Here is a 13,852-nt window from a genome sequence, read left to right as displayed (position 1 = left end):
CACCAAAGGCTCGTCCGCCACCTCAGCAATCCACGTCAACAGCACCACAGCAGTATCCCTGCACGGCTCGACCCGCGAACCGCCAAAAGAAACGACCTCTAACGCCGTCCTCGCCTCGATCTGAGCGGCGGGATCGGGGCGTAGGTCCTCTTCCGGGACGGCCAGGGCGCCGTACAACTGCCGGAACCGTCCGCGGCGGCGCAGTTCGTCGAACCACTTGTTGCAGCACACCTGCCGTAGCCATCCGCGCCTCGGGGCCAGGCCGAGGTTCCTGACCATGCTCCACTGGAGTGCGGCCTCTATGAAGGCCAGCTGTGCCAGGTCCTCGGCGGTCTCTTGGCTGTTTGTCAGGTACCTCGCGTACCGCACCAACGTCCCTTGCTCCCTTTCGAAGAACTCGGCCACCTCGTCCACGTACTCGGATGGGATCCGCTGTGCCACGTCCCTCCTCCACCCCCGCTCCGTTCGTTGGGCAGGAACCTGCGGCAGTCGCTCGCGCGAGCATGCGGGCCCCCCTTGCACACTCATGTCGCACAAGAGCCCAAATGCGCTGCCTCCTGCCGGGCACCACTCGGTGCAGGGCATCCCCCGAGCGCCCCCCACCGCACGAGCGCGCCGGGCACGGGAAGGCTGGCGCGCCCCATCGCCGGACAAGGACAGCTGCTCAACGCATTTCTGCGGCAGGTATGCGTGCTCGTGGGATTCGGAGGGCAGGACCCAGGGGGTGCCGTTCACCGCGCAGCACGCCGAGTTCGGACGACTCGACGCCACCCGCCCCGATCTGGGGTGCGCCCTCAGCTGGGAGACGATTTACCAGGCCCGGGCTCCCCTTCGCTGTCCGGCCTGCGAAGGCCAGACGGTCGCGCGCATAGCTGTTCTGGGACTGCGGCACTTCGCGCATCAGCGCCGGACTCCCGACTGTCCCCTCGCTGCAGAAAGGTCTGGGACATCTCCTGTTGAAGGCCGCCCTGGCGGCCGCGGCGCGCGCCGCCAACTGGTAAGCAACCCTGGAGGTTTGCGCTCCGCACGGCGGGTGGCGGGCTGATGTTCTCGCGGTCTGTGCTGACGGGCGCCGTTTCGCTCTGGAAACCCAGCTCTCGCCAATCACCGAAGCGAGGTACGGGAGCGCACCGCACGGTACGCCGCGGACGCGGTGGAGGTGTGCTGGTTCGACGACCGGGAACGCCTGCGGCCGTGGATGACCGCAGACGCGCCCTGGGGCACCCGGTCCGGCGGCGGACGGTACCGCCCCCGCACAACCAGGGCGATCGTGCGGGGCATAGGACCGTCCAGGCCCAACCGGACACCCCGAGGCGTGAGGGATCCCGCCTCCGCTTCCCCGGACCACGGACACGATTCGTGCCGCCCGGACGCGCGGCGAACGCGAGCGACCAGAACACCCAACACTGATCGGGGCGTTCGGCTGAGCACGGGTCCTGGCGACAGGACTCACTCCCACTCAGTTCATAGGAACGGTAGCTCGAGGGCACACTAGCTTCACTGCAAGAGCTGCTGGGTACGGGGTAGTTGAAAGTTCCGATTGTTCGAGGCTTTCGATGGGAGCTCTCCAAGGTTGGCTTGAGGGCGTGGCTCTACTCGTGCTTCTCCCAACTGCGAGTAAATGTGATCACTGCATTACAGGGGGCACGTGGCGTGAACTAGGGGCGCCTTACGGAGCGCTGTCCCCAATTCGCACGGGGTATGTCACGCTGACGAAGCGGGGCGGCCGAGTCGGGGGTGATCTGTGGCTGCGATCCATGAGCAGTACGTCGACGAGATGCGCCACCAGTTCGGCTACCTGGCAGCCTGGTTGCCAGGGACATCCGTTGCTCTGGGTGATGTCGGGGTTCTTGACGGGCGGCGCTTCAGCGCCCACACCAGCCTCGCTGCGTTAGGCGTTGGCTTCACCTCGCAGCCCGCGCGGACCGTGAGTGATCTCGAGTACGCGTCCGCAGGACAGGTCGATGTCGAGTGGCACGGCCGCGGAAGTCTGCTGAGCGGAGTCCCGGTCGGAGTTGACGGGAGGGTCACGGTCTCCTTCAAGCGATCCCATGCCACCTTCTTCCAGGCGAGCGGCTGTGCCACCAGGGCGATTGCTGATCTGCCGGCGGTGGAGCAAGCCCTGATCGACTTGGGCAGGGTGAAGTGGCGGCGTGAGTGGGTCGTGGTCACCGAAGTAGTGAAAGCGCAGTCTGCGGCAGTCATCGTCTCGAGCCGGTCGGGTGGCAGACTGGATCTGCGGCTTCAGGGCGGCGGCGATGGAGGGTCGCTTGCCGCGCTGGCGTCCCGGCTGCAGGTTGCTTCAGAAGCGGGCATCGCAGCGAGAGTGCTGACGACCTCAGGCCTGACGCCCCTCTTTCGCGTATGCCAGCTTCGTGGAGGCCTGGTACGAAGGATGACGCTGGTCTACCGCGGTCAGGAAGAGGCCAGCGATGCGCATCCTGGCGGAGTAGACCTTGCGTTAGGTGAGGTTGAGTCCCCGTGATGGGCGGGGCCTGCACGCTGACAGATGTAGAGATGGCCGTTGAACAGGCGCTTTCATCACGCCGTTGTGTGCTGGAGCTTCTCAGGGCGCGGGTGCCGGCCCGAGCGGATGCGATATCGGGAGCTGTGTCGTCGCTGCTGTCCCAAGAACCGTCCGGTGACGGTGTTCTGCCTGAGATTGGGACAGGGGTGGTGCTGCCCTTGACGGTGGGCGGCAGCAGCAGCCTTGCGGTGCTGTCAGCCTCCGATGCTCGGGTGCGCTGTCACACGGTGGTGCCAGTGCCGGGCGGGCGTTTCGTGCACGGTTCCGACAATGCGGTGTTCGGCCGGTGGAACGCTTTGCTGGCGGTTTCGCCAGTGGCGTCGTCGCGGATGATCCGTGCCCACGGCGGCGAGTTCATTCCGGGCCGTCTCGATGATCACGTGGAGCGGCTGCGAGCTGTGGCGCGGGGAGAGAATCGGGGGCCTGTTCAGGTCGATTTCGATGTGAGTATGGCTTGCCCGTCTGCGTGCTCGTTCTGCTTCTCGGCTCCCTACCGCGCTACCCGCAACGATGGGCGTCTGCTGGATGGCGATCACCTGCTGGCGCTGGTCCGGCAGTGGGCGCAGGAGGGCGTGCGGGTGGTTCGCTTCGACGGCGGAGGCGATCCTTTGACGCATCCGCGGCTGCCGGAAGCCTTGTTGTTGTGTGCGCGGCTGGGGATGCGTACGGCTGTGCTGACGGCTGGGGATCTGCTGTCGGAGGCGCTGGTTCCGGTGTTGCTTGCGGCCCGGACGTATCTGCGGGTGAGTCTGAACGCGGCTTCGGAGGAGACGCGTCGTCTGCTGCACGGCCGACAGTCGGGGGGTGCTCGGCTGGCCTCGATCCTGCGGGTGATCGATGTTCTGGTGCGCAGGCGGACGCAGGAATGGGGTCCTGTGGCGGCTATGGAGATGCCGCTGGGAGCGACTTCGATGATCCATCCGGCGAACGTGGGGGAGGTTGCCACGTTGGCCCGCCTGGCGCGCGACATCGGGTTTGATCACTTGTCGTTCCGGGTCGTTCTTGGCCAGGACCACAAGGTGACGTTCTCGAACGAGCAGTCGGAGTCCTTGAAGGCACAGTTCGTCGAGATACGGCAAAGCGTGGTGAATGAGAACTTCCAGGTGTTTTTACCAACACGTGATTTGACGGACACGGGCTATGTCCCTAGCCGCTACTTCACTGTCTGTCGTGCTTCCACTCATCGTGCTGTTGTGGAGGTGGGAAGCAGTCCCGACCGGGCAGCAGTGGTGCCATGCGGGCGTTACCGCGGTGAGGGCTACCGCTCCTCGCAGCCCGGCAGGCGCAGGGTGGTGTTCGGCGAATTGGACGGGAAAGAGACCCTGGCCGGCTTACACGCACGCCCGGGGAGCCGACAGCTGCTCGCCGAGTTCCCCCATCGGTGCGGGGACTGCATCGACCGGTCGGTGAACACGACGCTGGAAGACATCGCCGAGACCCTGCAGCAGTCGCCCCAGGTGCTGTTTCATCCGTTCGATGCTGATGCGCTGCGAGATGATGCCCATGCGTGACTACCTGGACTTCCGCGTGGAGGTCTTCTCCATGCACGCCACCGAGTGGGCGGTGCATGCTTCTTGTCCGCTGGGAGAGACGCGCAGCACGACGGCCGTACCGATCGACCGTTCAAGGATCGACCAGCTGGTGGCGGAGCTCGATGCGCGCACCATCAGCGCCGGGGCGTGCTTTGAACTGGGCACGCTGCTGGGCGGCTTGCTGCTGCCGGGCGAGGTACTCGATCTCTTCCGGGCAGCCTTTCCCGCCGATACCGATCCGATGCAGGGAATCCGGCTGAGGCTGGTCATCCGCGAGAGCTGGGCAGCGAGCCTGCCATGGGAACTGGCTCATGTCCCGCTGACAGCTGCCGGGGAAAGCACCCCCTACCTGGCTGTTCACCCTGCGGTGTCCATCCTCAGGCACGAGGCGCTCCCCGCCCCGCAGCCGATGCTCGAAGCAGCCGAGGGCCCTTTGCGTGTGCTGTGCGCCAGCGCTCGCCAGTTACCGGGCCTGGACCCGCTCAACGCCACTGACCTGGCACAGCCCGCCCTGACCGGCCTGCCGGAATTGCACATCGAGCAACTGTCGGACCCGGTGTCAGCCGGCTCGCTGGAAGAAGCCCTGTGCACCCCCTGGGACGTCTTTCACTTCGCCGGCCATTCGCTGCGCCGCCCGCGCATCGACGGGACACAGATGGCGGGACTGGCGATCGCAGACGACCGTGGAGGAAACGCACTGCTGTCGGCCGACCGCCTGGCGCTGCTCCTGCAAGCCGCGAAAGTGAAGATCGCTGTGCTCGGCACCTGCAACCCCAACCAGGGACTGGGCGAACATCGCCTGGCTCTGGGAACGTTCCTCGTCGAAGCGGGCATCCCGGCTGTGGTGATCATGCAGTTCCCGGTCGAGGACGCCCACGCGGCGGCTTTCAGTCTGGCCTTCTACCGTGCACTGGCAGCCGGAGCCTCGCTGGACGAGTCCGTCGCCGACGGCCGGCGCAAGGTCCTGGAACTGGGCATCCTCACCGACTGGGCAGCCCCGGTCACCTTCTGCCGGTCCACCCGCGATACCTTCTTCACCCGCCGCGAGGAAACGACCGGCAGCCACACGCAGTCCTACCGGGCTGGCCACGCAGGCGTACGGCCCCCGGAGGACGCGCAGAGGTGGGACACACTCCGTAGGCTTTGCCAGGAGTGGCAGCCCTCCGCCTCCGTCGACGAACGAACAGAGATCACCCGGCTCACCACCCTGCGGCGGGCCACAGCAGGACCCAACAGCGCCCACGTATCCGCCCTGGTGAAGACGCTCGGTGAGGCCTATCCCGCCGCCGTTCCAGAAAATGAACTACGGACAAAACTCCACCTTCCCGACCGGCGCAAACTTGCTGCGCTGGTGCGGGAGGCAAACCACAGCCTCGAAGAGGAGAACCGCAACGAACTGTCACGGTTCATAATCGCCAGCCCCCGGCCGGCAGAAGCTTCCTACTTCCTGCAACGCCGCCCCGTGGCCGACCTCATCGAGCGCTCACCCACCGCCCACGGCAAACTCGACTACCACCTCAGGCTTGCTTTCGGGCTCTACGACGTCGGTGACTACAAACAGAGCACAGCCCACCTCATCGACCGCCTCGAATCTTCCCACCGCAACAACGGCCTGCTCACCGTCCCCGAACACGCCCTCCTCTTCTACTACCTGTCCAAGTCCCTCCTGAAGCTCAACCGGTACAGCGAACTCCTCGCCGTCCTCGAAGGCCCCTACCGCAAACTGTCACACAGCGTGCTGGCCGATCTTGAGGTGGAACGCCTTCACGTCGCTGGTGTCAGGCACCGCCATCTCAGTGAACTCTCACCCGCACAGACCTGCTTCGAACGCGCAATCAGCACCCTGAAAGCCACCCCGGAGACAGCCCGTGAACCGGCCGCCCTGTGCAGCCTGGGCGACAGCTGGGTCCTGCTCGCGCAGTGTCGGCTGGAACAGGCACTGGACCACTCCGTGCCACTGATCGTCAGGGAAGCCGCCCTCGCCTCCGCAGAAGACGCCCTGCGCAAGGGCACCCAGCAGTTCACCGAACTCCGCAGGATCACCGGCGCCGCCACCCACTACGAAGGCCGCCTCAACGGCACACACGCCTACACGACCCTGGTCAGCAGTCTGATCAGAGTCGACTCGGTGACAGCCGCCATGTGGGGCCAGGCACTGCGTTTCGCAGAAGCAGGATTCACCCCCGAACGGGACCGTAAACCGTTCGGGATCGTCGCCGGTAAGTTCGCCCTCAGCAGCGTCCTGCTCGCCTGCGCACGCTGGCACTGCCTCGCCAGAGACGGCTCCGGCAGCACCCAGGCAAGAGCCCACATCGCTCAGGCTCTCACCCTCTTGAAATCACTGCGAACCGACCACATGGAAGGAAGACGCGTCCACTTGGGTCCGCAATTCGAAATACCAAAGATTGAACTTGCCACACGTACCGCAAATGAACTCGCGGCACGTCAAGACATCACCAGCACAGACTTATGGCACGAGATCGCCTCACGTGAGGCCGTCTGGAGCCCCCTGGTATGAGAGGCCCTACGATGCAGCACACAGGACTGAAGACCAAGCCCGCCCCTGCCCAGAAGGCAAACTACGGTCTGTACATGGCTGCAGCCTTCGCTTTTGTCTTCTCACCGGACGGGAAACTCCTGCTCCTCAAAGAAGACGAAAGGAAGCGGAAGTACATGTGGGACCTTCCCGGCGGGACTCTCCGCAACAAGGAGGAGCCACTTCACGGCTTGCACCGTGAAGTCCGCGAAGAAACCGGACTTAATATCGAGGTGATCTCACCGACTTGCTGGCTCAAATGGGACCTTCACGAAAGTGGAAACCCCATCCTTGTCGCCTTCTACCTTGCAACCACGACTGCCTCTCACGTGACAGTCTCAGAAGAACACACGGCTTACCGGTGGGTCACCCCTGCACAGTACTTCGACGAACACCTCAAGGTATCTGCCGAAGAACGTATCGTGGTGGACTGCTTCACCCGCTATCGAGAACTCACCACGCACAAGTGAACCCCTGCGAGGCCGTGACCTTTCCGGATGTCCCTCCCCTCGTAGCGTGAAGACCGTGACTGCAGAGGAAGTTGGGAGTCATGGCGGAGAAGCGACGGAAGTTCGATCCGGAGTTCCGTGAGGGTGCGGTACGGATCGTCACAGAGACCGGCAAGACGATCGCTGAGGTCGCCGAGGACCTGGGGATCAACGAGACCACGCTGGCGAGCTGGGTCTCCCGCGCCCGTCGGGCAGGGGCCGTAACGGCCGGCGGGAGTGACGAGCTGGAGCGTCTAAGGCGCCGTTTCTTATGGCGCGATCGCTCGTTGAGTCGTGCATGACGGATCTGGTTGAGCGGTTGGTGCCTGACGAGTTATGGACACTGTTTCGGCGAGTGGTCCCGCCGACAGAGGTCATACGTCCGCAGGGCGGCGGGCGACGGCGGGCGGGCGACCGTGAGTGCCTGGCGGCGATCATCTTCGTGGCCACCTCGGGGTGTACGTGGCGGCAGCTACCCTCGGTTTTCGGCGCGGCCTGGCCGACGGTCTACCGGCGTTTTGCGCGGTGGAGCCGGGACCGGGTGTGGGCCAGGCTCCACCGAGTCGTCCTTGACGAGCTCGGTGCCCGGGGTGAGCTGGACTGGTCGCGGTGCGCGATCGACTCCGTCAGCGTCCGGGCGGCAAAAAAAAAAGGGGGCCACTGACCGGACCGAACCCGACCGATCGCGGCAAGCCGGGATCGAAAATCCACCCGATCACCGACCGCAACAGACTGCTGTTGTCGCTGGGCATCTCCGGCGCCAACATGCACGACAGCCTCGGCCTGGAGCCGCTGGTGCGCGGGATCCCGCCCATCCGCTCCCGCCGCGGACCCCGCCGCCGGCGCCCGACCAAGCTGCACGCCGACAAGGGCTACGACTACGACCACCTGCGCCGATGGCTACGCAAGAGAGGCATCCGTCACCGCATCGCCCGCAAGGGCATTGAGTCCTCCAAACGGCTGGGCCGCCACCGCTGGGTCGTCGAGAGGACGGTCTCCTGGCTCGCCGGCTGTCGACGCCTGCATCGCCGCTACGAACGCAAGGCCGAGCGCTTCCTCGCCTTTGTCGGTCTGGCAGCACTTCTGATCGGCTACCGCCGCCTGGCCAGGACCATCAGGGCCTTAGTTGTCTCTGCTGGGGATCGAAGCAAACCAGCCCCATCGAGTCGGCGAGGGCTGCCGCATAGGCGGACGCCTCTTCTGCCCTGTCCCACCGCAACGTGAAGTAGATGACTGGGCCTCTGGCCTCATCAATCAACGGCCCCGCGGCCCAAGGAGACGTCTCCTCCACATCCTCGGTGATGTCACACCACCGCTCCAAAAGGGCTCCGACGTAGGCCGCGATGTATTCGGACGGAGGTTGCTCGTCCTCACCGTCGAGATAGCGGTCGTACAGGTCGTTGAAGACCCGGCCGGCGGTCCTGTCATCCGCCGGCCGCTTGCCTTCCCAGACTGCCAAGTCGTAGCTCATGCCCGGAGGCTCTCACACCACGCTGACAGACATGCAGCACTCGTAACAGCCAAAGGAAACGACGTCTAACGTGGCGGATCATGAACATCCTGATCGTAGGCGGCAGTGGCTTCCTGGGCCGCGAGTTGGCTCAGCAGGCATTGGCAACCGGACACACCGTGACGGCGACCTTCGCGACCCGCGCCGGCGACATCCCCAGGATCCACTGGCTGCCCATGGACCTACGTCGCAGCGAGGAGATCACACTGGTGCTCAGGGAGACCCAGCCGGACGTTGTCATCAATGCGGCGTATCGCAAGGCCGACTGGGCAACCACAGCCGACGGCGCAATCTGCCTGGCGATGGCCGCCACTCAGCACGGATCCCGGCTGGTGCATGTGTCCAGTGACGCCGTCTTCTCCGGCGCCGACGTCCGCTACGACGAATCCGCCACGCCGGATCCGATCACCCCATACGGGGCTGCGAAGGCTGCGGCCGAAACGGCGATCCGCCTGTTCGCCCCGGCCGCCGTCATCGCTCGCACCTCGCTGATCATCGGCGGCGGTGACTCCGTGCACGAGGCATTCATCCACGATCTGGTCACCGGGCGGCGAAATGGCGTGCTGTTCACCGATGACATCCGGTGCCCCGTTCATGTCGCCGACCTCGCCCTGGCCATTCTTGAGCTGACCGTCTCCGATCACGCAGGCGTGTGCCACCTTGCAGGATCAGATGCAGTCAGCCGTCATGAGCTCGGTGTCCTGATCGCCGACCGCGATGAATTGGATGCATCCATGCTGACCGTCGGCTGCCGCGCCGACACCGGTTCCCCAGGGGCGCTGGACGTCCGCTTGGACAGCACTCGGACGCAACGCACATTGCGCACCACGCTGCGTGGCGCCCGCGACTTCCTACGTCGCGAGCGCTGACTCGTACATTTTTTCCATGAAACCACCAGGTCAGACGCATGTCCGTCATCCTGCGGGCCAACTCCGACGCTCAGTGGGGCCCACTCAAACGCTAAAGGGCCAACTGGAGCACATAGTCGCAACAGGCCTCGAGCCCAGTGCACCGCGTTGCTCTTCAGTAACGATCGGCTGGTGCTGACCGGGTCTCGAAGGTGTTACGCGGCCAGGTCGAAGACAGTGTCCTTGACCTGGTCGCCCAGGTCACAGTCCTGCTTGATCGGCGTGCTTGAGATAACGGCCATGGCGGCGAAGAACCCGAACAGCATCCGGCCGGGGCCGGACGGGTCGTAGATGCCGGGCAGCGGGCCGGCCAGCATCTCCAGGACCAGGCCGTGGGCGGCTGGTTGATGCAGTCCTCGCGGGAGGAGCCCATGCCCCGGTTCACGCGGTGGTGGATCGTCAAGTTCTGCGTGCTGTCGCAGCGCACGCAGCGCCCGCCGTCCCTGGTGTGCACGAGTTCGCGCACGGCGTCGAGAGGCCACGGCAGGGCTCTCAGTCCCGCCCCGGCGCGCTGGGCCGCAGGTCACGGCCACGGTGGAGCGGCTGGAGCAGGACGCGAACATGCACGTCGTGGGCGGTCAGCGTCGCGAGGTCTGCCGGTGCACGGCGGCGAACAGGCGCTGGACGGCGGCCGCGGAGGTGAGCTCGCCGCCTTCGTCGAGCGCGGCCAGGGCGTCCGCCGCAGCCACGCGGACAGGGCGGGGAAGCCCGTCCGCGGCGGCGAGCCGGTAGGCGATCGTGCGGCGCGCGGCACGTTCGTCCTCGGTGACTCCGCCGGGGCTCGCGGGGAACACGGCGGCCTCGTAGTTGGAGACGGCGGCGAGCACGCCGTGGGCCAGGCCGGTGGCGTAGCCGAGGGCGGTGGCGCACTCCACGGCCGTGGCCACCTGGGCGGCGCGGTGGTGGGCCAGGTATCCGCCGAGCAGCGCTCCGCCTCCGGTCGTCGCGGCGACCGCGAGACCGTAGTGCCATCCGCCCGCCGCCACGCCCACCGCGGCACCTGCCACGCCCGTGGCGACGGAGATCAGTGTGGTGTTCCGTATGTGGGCGCGGGCGGCGTCGTGCGGCGTCATGCGGGCAGTGTGCCCTCCCCGGGTCCGGCGGCCGGCGGTGGGGTGAGCTGTGCTTCGCGAGGCTGTTGAGGGCGGCCACGAGGTCCGACCAACCGGCGTGCTCCGGCGGCACGCTCACGGCGATGGAGTCCGCCGTGACGGTGCCCGCCGTGATCCGGCCGAGGTCGAGCGGCTGGACGTGCGCGCCGTCGGGCAGCTTCGCCAGATCGACCGGCTTCGTCGCCGCTCGGTCCATCGCCGGGACGATGGCGGGCCCGCAGCGCTCATGGTCCATGGCGGCCCACCTCCGCTCGAAGGCCTCGACGTCCGCGGGAGAGAGGATCCCGCCCGTCGCCAGTCCCTTTGGTCGCACAAGCAGCTCCCAGGCCGATGGATCTGACCGGCGTGGGCACCGAGACAGCTGCCCAGCTCCTGATCACCGCAGGTGACAATCCCGGCCGGCTGAAGTCCGAAGCCGCCTTCGCCCACCTGCGCGGGGCCGCCCCCATCTCCGCCAGTTCCGGACGGACCAACCGCCACCGCCTCAACCGTGGCGGCGACCGCCAAGCCAACCACGCTCTCCACACGTTTGAGGGCCCGCCGGCCTGGGACCGTCCAGGCGATCAATGCTGTGACTTGCGGCTGACTGGTCGACAGTTGTCGGCGCTGGCCGCCTCCGGTCCGTACAGCCTTGAACCTTCGACGCCGAGGGTGGTGAGCGGTCGGGTGGTGTCGCGGGCGTGGTGACGGAGGCCGGCGGCGATGTCGGTGCGGCCGGTGAGCCGGAGGGCTCCGATGGCCGGATTCCTCAGGGCGGCCATGGCCCGGGGTGCGGTGCCGGTCAGGTCCAGCGGGGCGAGCAGGGGCTGGAGGACGGTGATTTCGTTGGTCTTCGCGTCCACCTCGCGCCGGGCCGGGACCAGGCCGGAACCGCTCATCGCGGCCGGCAGGCGGACCCGGGTGCCGTCGGCGCGGAGCGCGCCGCGGACGGTCTTGCCGTCCACCGCAGGCTCCGGCCGGGTTGTTCCCCGGTCGCGGTCGGCGAGCCAGGCGCCGAGGGCCGCGTCCAGGGCTTCACCGTCGATGCGCTGCTGGACGCGCCGAACGGTGGCTTCTGCTGGTGCGACCGGTCCGGTGCCCGGCTCACGGATGGTGCCGCCGAGGCGGATCAGCAGAGGTCGGAGGCCTACTGCCATCTTCCTTTGCAGGTCACGGAGCCGCCTGGTTTCTTCCGCGACATCTGACCGGCACCTGGGGCTTCCCGCCGGTACGGGGGAAGCCCCACCGGGCCCGACGCCGGGTCAGCGGACGCGGATGAAGACCACGTCGTATCCGCTGGTGGTGCTGCGGTTCTTGATGTAGACGCCGTCCTTGCCGCCGTTGGGGTTGCCGGTGTTGCCCTCGACGGCGGTGAAGCTGGAGCCGCCGCTCACCGTGCGCACGATGCCGATGTGCTCCTCCCCGTCGTTGAAGTTGCTGCCGCCGTTCCAGTCGTAGGCCACGATGTCACCGGGCTGCGGGTCGTTCGTCACCGACAGGTGGTAGTTGCCGGCCCGTGCCTGCTTGACCCAGCCCGAGACGTAGCTGTTGCGGTAGGAGGTGGCCCCCGTCTGCTTGGCCACCCAGCTCACGAAGGTCGCGCACCAGAAGTAGTCGTTGGTGGACAGGGACAGGCCCACGGCCGCCCCGTAGCGGTTCGCCTGGGAGCTGCCCTCGACCGCGCCCACCTCGGCCTCGGCCACCTCGAGCATCTTGGCGTAGCCGCCGCCGGGCGGGGGCGAGGACGGCGGGGTGACCGCGCCGTACAGGGCGGACTTGGTGTTCGAACCCACCTTGCCGTCGACCGCGAGGCCCTTCTCGGCCTGGAAGTCCCGCACCGCGCTGTCGGTCATCGGGCCGAAGTCGCCATCCACCGCGAGGTCGGCGCCGTGGTGGTTGAGCAGGCTCTGCAGCTCGGTGACGCAGCCGCTCTTCTGGCCCTGCGCGATCTCGCTGGGGCAGGAGGCGGAGTTCAGGTTGATCGGCGCCGGTGCGCCGCTGCTGCCGCCGCCGCTGATGTTGGAGTACAGGGCGACCTTGGTGTTCGGGCCCACGATGCCGTCGGCCGTCAGACCGTTCGCGGACTGGAACGACTTCACCGCCGTCAGGGTCGAGGGGCCGAACTCGCCGTCGACGTCGAGGTGCTGGCCCTTGCCGTTGAGCAGGGCCTGCAGCGTCACGACACAGCCGCCGGTCTCCCCCTCCGTGATCTCCGCCGGGCAGGCCGCCGATCGCAGGTCGAGCGCCGTCGTCGGCGATTCGTTGGTGTCGTAGAGCTTGGTCTTGGTGTTGGTGCCGACCTGACCGTCGGATGTCAGTCCATGCGCGCTTTGGAACGACTTGACCGCCGCCAGGGTGCCCGCCCCGAAGTCGCCGTCCACGTCCACCGCATAGCCGCGGCGGCTCAGCAGCCGCTGGAGTTCGGTGACGCAGCCGCCCGTGTTGCCCTGGACGATGTTCGCCGGGCAGGAGGCGGAGTTGAGGTTGACCGGCGCGGGCACCGAGCCGCCGGTCGCGTACAGCTTGGCCTTGGTCTGCGGGCCCACCATCCCGTCCACCGCGATCCCGGTGCCGGCCTGGTACTCGCGGACCGCGTACAGCGTCACCAGCCCGAAGTTGCCGTCCACCGTCAGACCGGCGCCGTGGGTATTGAGCAGGTTCTGCAGCTCCGTGACGCAGCCGCTCGTCTGCCCCTGCTGGATCGTGGCGGGGCAGGACGAGGAGGTCAGCTTGATCGGGGCCGGAGCGGCCATCGCCGGACCGGCGCCGAACAGGGTGACCGCCGAGAGGACCACCGTGGTCGCCGCGGAAACCGCGACCCGGGACCTCCAACTCGACCGCACGTCCTTTTTGGCATGCACCTGACACATCTTGCTCATAATTGCAGAATGTCCCCTTCGCCTTCAAACCCGAAATCGGCACATCGCGGCGAATCCGACGACGTGACCGCACCGGCGTCTGCATGAACCGGCAATCACCTTGCCTGACAACGAAGTTGAGGATAGCGAATGCTGCGAGCGCCTTTCGTGCCGCACACGCGGTGACAGTTTCCATCCGGGAGGCAAGGTGCCACACAGCGCAATTCGCCGAATTACGTTGCCGTCGGCACTCTGCGAAAACCTGGTGGATAAAGGCTTTTGATGGGGCATTCCACGATTGGGCCTTGGCCCAAGGCCGGGTAGTTAGCGTTTTCGCAGGTCACGCGAGCCAGTTGAAGGATTTCCGGCGTAGAGCAACGGAGCTCGTTGGTACAGGCAGTC

Annotated in this window: 12 protein-coding genes and 3 pseudogenes; 9 read left to right on the top strand and 6 right to left on the bottom strand. The window is 66.7% G+C overall.

Going from position 1 to position 13,852, the window contains the following annotated elements; all coding sequences use genetic code 11:
• The coding region (locus ACFW6B_RS40705) for an RNA polymerase sigma factor (protein ID WP_386604916.1) at nucleotides 1-441 on the bottom strand (441 nt) is incomplete at its 3' end.
• A 747-nt stretch (nucleotides 442-1,188) separates the two neighbouring features.
• On the opposite strand from ACFW6B_RS40705, the pseudogene ACFW6B_RS40700 reads away from it, so the two are divergent.
• From ACFW6B_RS40700 to ACFW6B_RS40670, 7 genes and pseudogenes are all read left to right on the top strand, one after another.
• Nucleotides 1,189-1,410: pseudogene (locus ACFW6B_RS40700) on the top strand (IS200/IS605 family accessory protein TnpB-related protein); the annotation flags it as partial.
• A gap of 334 nt (nucleotides 1,411-1,744) precedes the next feature.
• The gene (locus ACFW6B_RS40695; RefSeq protein WP_386604915.1) at nucleotides 1,745-2,485 is read left to right on the top strand and encodes a hypothetical protein; all 741 of its coding nucleotides are present in this window, start codon (nucleotides 1,745-1,747) and stop codon (nucleotides 2,483-2,485) included.
• 32 nt (nucleotides 2,486-2,517) lie between these two features.
• On the top strand, nucleotides 2,518-4,038 hold the full coding sequence (locus ACFW6B_RS40690) for a radical SAM protein (protein ID WP_386604913.1): 1,521 nt from the start codon (nucleotides 2,518-2,520) through the stop codon (nucleotides 4,036-4,038).
• Nucleotides 4,004-6,577 (top strand): CHAT domain-containing protein, encoded by a 2,574-nt coding sequence (locus tag ACFW6B_RS40685; protein WP_386604911.1) that lies wholly within the window; start codon nucleotides 4,004-4,006, stop codon nucleotides 6,575-6,577. The genes ACFW6B_RS40690 and ACFW6B_RS40685 overlap by 35 nt, the downstream gene beginning before the upstream one ends.
• Nucleotides 6,578-6,651: 74 nt before the next feature.
• Nucleotides 6,652-7,065: an NUDIX domain-containing protein gene (locus tag ACFW6B_RS40680; RefSeq protein WP_386604908.1), complete on the top strand. Its 414-nt coding sequence runs from the start codon at nucleotides 6,652-6,654 to the stop codon at nucleotides 7,063-7,065.
• Nucleotides 7,066-7,145: 80 nt separating this feature from the next.
• The gene (locus ACFW6B_RS40675) at nucleotides 7,146-7,385 is read left to right on the top strand and encodes a transposase (protein WP_386604906.1); all 240 of its coding nucleotides are present in this window, start codon (nucleotides 7,146-7,148) and stop codon (nucleotides 7,383-7,385) included.
• A pseudogene (locus ACFW6B_RS40670) lies at nucleotides 7,382-8,193 on the top strand (IS5 family transposase); the annotation flags it as partial. The gene ACFW6B_RS40675 and the pseudogene ACFW6B_RS40670, both read left to right, overlap by 4 nt.
• A gap of 4 nt (nucleotides 8,194-8,197) precedes the next feature.
• On the opposite strand, the gene ACFW6B_RS40665 reads toward ACFW6B_RS40670, so the two are convergent.
• Nucleotides 8,198-8,554, bottom strand: coding sequence for a hypothetical protein (locus ACFW6B_RS40665; protein ID WP_386604903.1), 357 nt, complete (start codon nucleotides 8,552-8,554; stop codon nucleotides 8,198-8,200).
• Between the two features lie 80 nt (nucleotides 8,555-8,634).
• Here ACFW6B_RS40665 and ACFW6B_RS40660 point away from each other — a divergent pair, with 80 nt between their 5' ends.
• Nucleotides 8,635-9,462 (top strand): SDR family oxidoreductase, encoded by an 828-nt coding sequence (locus ACFW6B_RS40660; RefSeq protein WP_386604901.1) that lies wholly within the window; start codon nucleotides 8,635-8,637, stop codon nucleotides 9,460-9,462.
• A gap of 194 nt (nucleotides 9,463-9,656) precedes the next feature.
• Here ACFW6B_RS40660 and ACFW6B_RS40655 read toward each other — a convergent pair whose 3' ends face one another.
• Together ACFW6B_RS40655 and ACFW6B_RS40650 are read right to left on the bottom strand one after the other, a co-directional pair.
• Entirely contained in the window at nucleotides 9,657-9,818 is a 162-nt protein-coding gene (locus ACFW6B_RS40655; RefSeq protein ID WP_386604899.1) for a hypothetical protein, read from the bottom strand.
• A 261-nt stretch (nucleotides 9,819-10,079) separates the two neighbouring features.
• On the bottom strand, nucleotides 10,080-10,574 hold the full coding sequence (locus ACFW6B_RS40650; RefSeq protein WP_386604897.1) for a hypothetical protein: 495 nt from the start codon (nucleotides 10,572-10,574) through the stop codon (nucleotides 10,080-10,082).
• A 375-nt stretch (nucleotides 10,575-10,949) separates the two neighbouring features.
• Here ACFW6B_RS40650 and ACFW6B_RS40645 point away from each other — a divergent pair.
• Nucleotides 10,950-11,138, top strand: a pseudogene (locus ACFW6B_RS40645) (transposase); the annotation flags it as partial.
• A 38-nt stretch (nucleotides 11,139-11,176) separates the two neighbouring features.
• Here the strand turns inward: ACFW6B_RS40645 and ACFW6B_RS40640 are convergent.
• Both ACFW6B_RS40640 and ACFW6B_RS40635 read right to left on the bottom strand, forming a co-directional pair.
• A complete protein-coding gene (locus ACFW6B_RS40640) occupies nucleotides 11,177-11,749 on the bottom strand; it encodes a hypothetical protein (RefSeq protein WP_386604918.1) in 573 nt (190 codons plus the stop codon).
• 105 nt (nucleotides 11,750-11,854) lie between these two features.
• Entirely contained in the window at nucleotides 11,855-13,471 is a 1,617-nt protein-coding gene (locus ACFW6B_RS40635; protein WP_386604895.1) for a peptidoglycan-binding protein, read from the bottom strand.
• Nucleotides 13,472-13,852: the final 381 nt, after the last annotated feature.

The organism is Streptomyces sp. NPDC058751 (assembly GCF_042746485.1).
Taxonomy (GTDB): Bacteria; Actinomycetota; Actinomycetes; order Streptomycetales; family Streptomycetaceae; genus Streptomyces.
Note: the sequence above shows the minus strand (reverse complement) of the source record. Positions and strands in the feature narration are given on the sequence as shown.

Excerpts from the sequence above, each read along its gene's own strand:
- ACFW6B_RS40650 (WP_386604897.1), bottom strand. The coding sequence starts at position 10,574 with ATGACGCCGCACGACGCCGCCCGCGCCCACATACGGAACACCACACTG.
- ACFW6B_RS40635 (WP_386604895.1), bottom strand. The coding sequence starts at position 13,471 with ATGAGCAAGATGTGTCAGGTGCATGCCAAAAAGGACGTGCGGTCGAGT.
- ACFW6B_RS40640 (WP_386604918.1), bottom strand. The coding sequence starts at position 11,749 with ATGGCAGTAGGCCTCCGACCTCTGCTGATCCGCCTCGGCGGCACCATC.
- ACFW6B_RS40665 (WP_386604903.1), bottom strand. The coding sequence starts at position 8,554 with ATGAGCTACGACTTGGCAGTCTGGGAAGGCAAGCGGCCGGCGGATGAC.
- ACFW6B_RS40680 (WP_386604908.1), top strand. The coding sequence starts at position 6,652 with ATGGCTGCAGCCTTCGCTTTTGTCTTCTCACCGGACGGGAAACTCCTG.
- ACFW6B_RS40685 (WP_386604911.1), top strand. The coding sequence starts at position 4,004 with ATGCTGATGCGCTGCGAGATGATGCCCATGCGTGACTACCTGGACTTC.
- ACFW6B_RS40660 (WP_386604901.1), top strand. The coding sequence starts at position 8,635 with ATGAACATCCTGATCGTAGGCGGCAGTGGCTTCCTGGGCCGCGAGTTG.
- ACFW6B_RS40675 (WP_386604906.1), top strand. The coding sequence starts at position 7,146 with ATGGCGGAGAAGCGACGGAAGTTCGATCCGGAGTTCCGTGAGGGTGCG.
- ACFW6B_RS40690 (WP_386604913.1), top strand. The coding sequence starts at position 2,518 with ATGGCCGTTGAACAGGCGCTTTCATCACGCCGTTGTGTGCTGGAGCTT.
- ACFW6B_RS40655 (WP_386604899.1), bottom strand. The coding sequence starts at position 9,818 with ATGCTGGCCGGCCCGCTGCCCGGCATCTACGACCCGTCCGGCCCCGGC.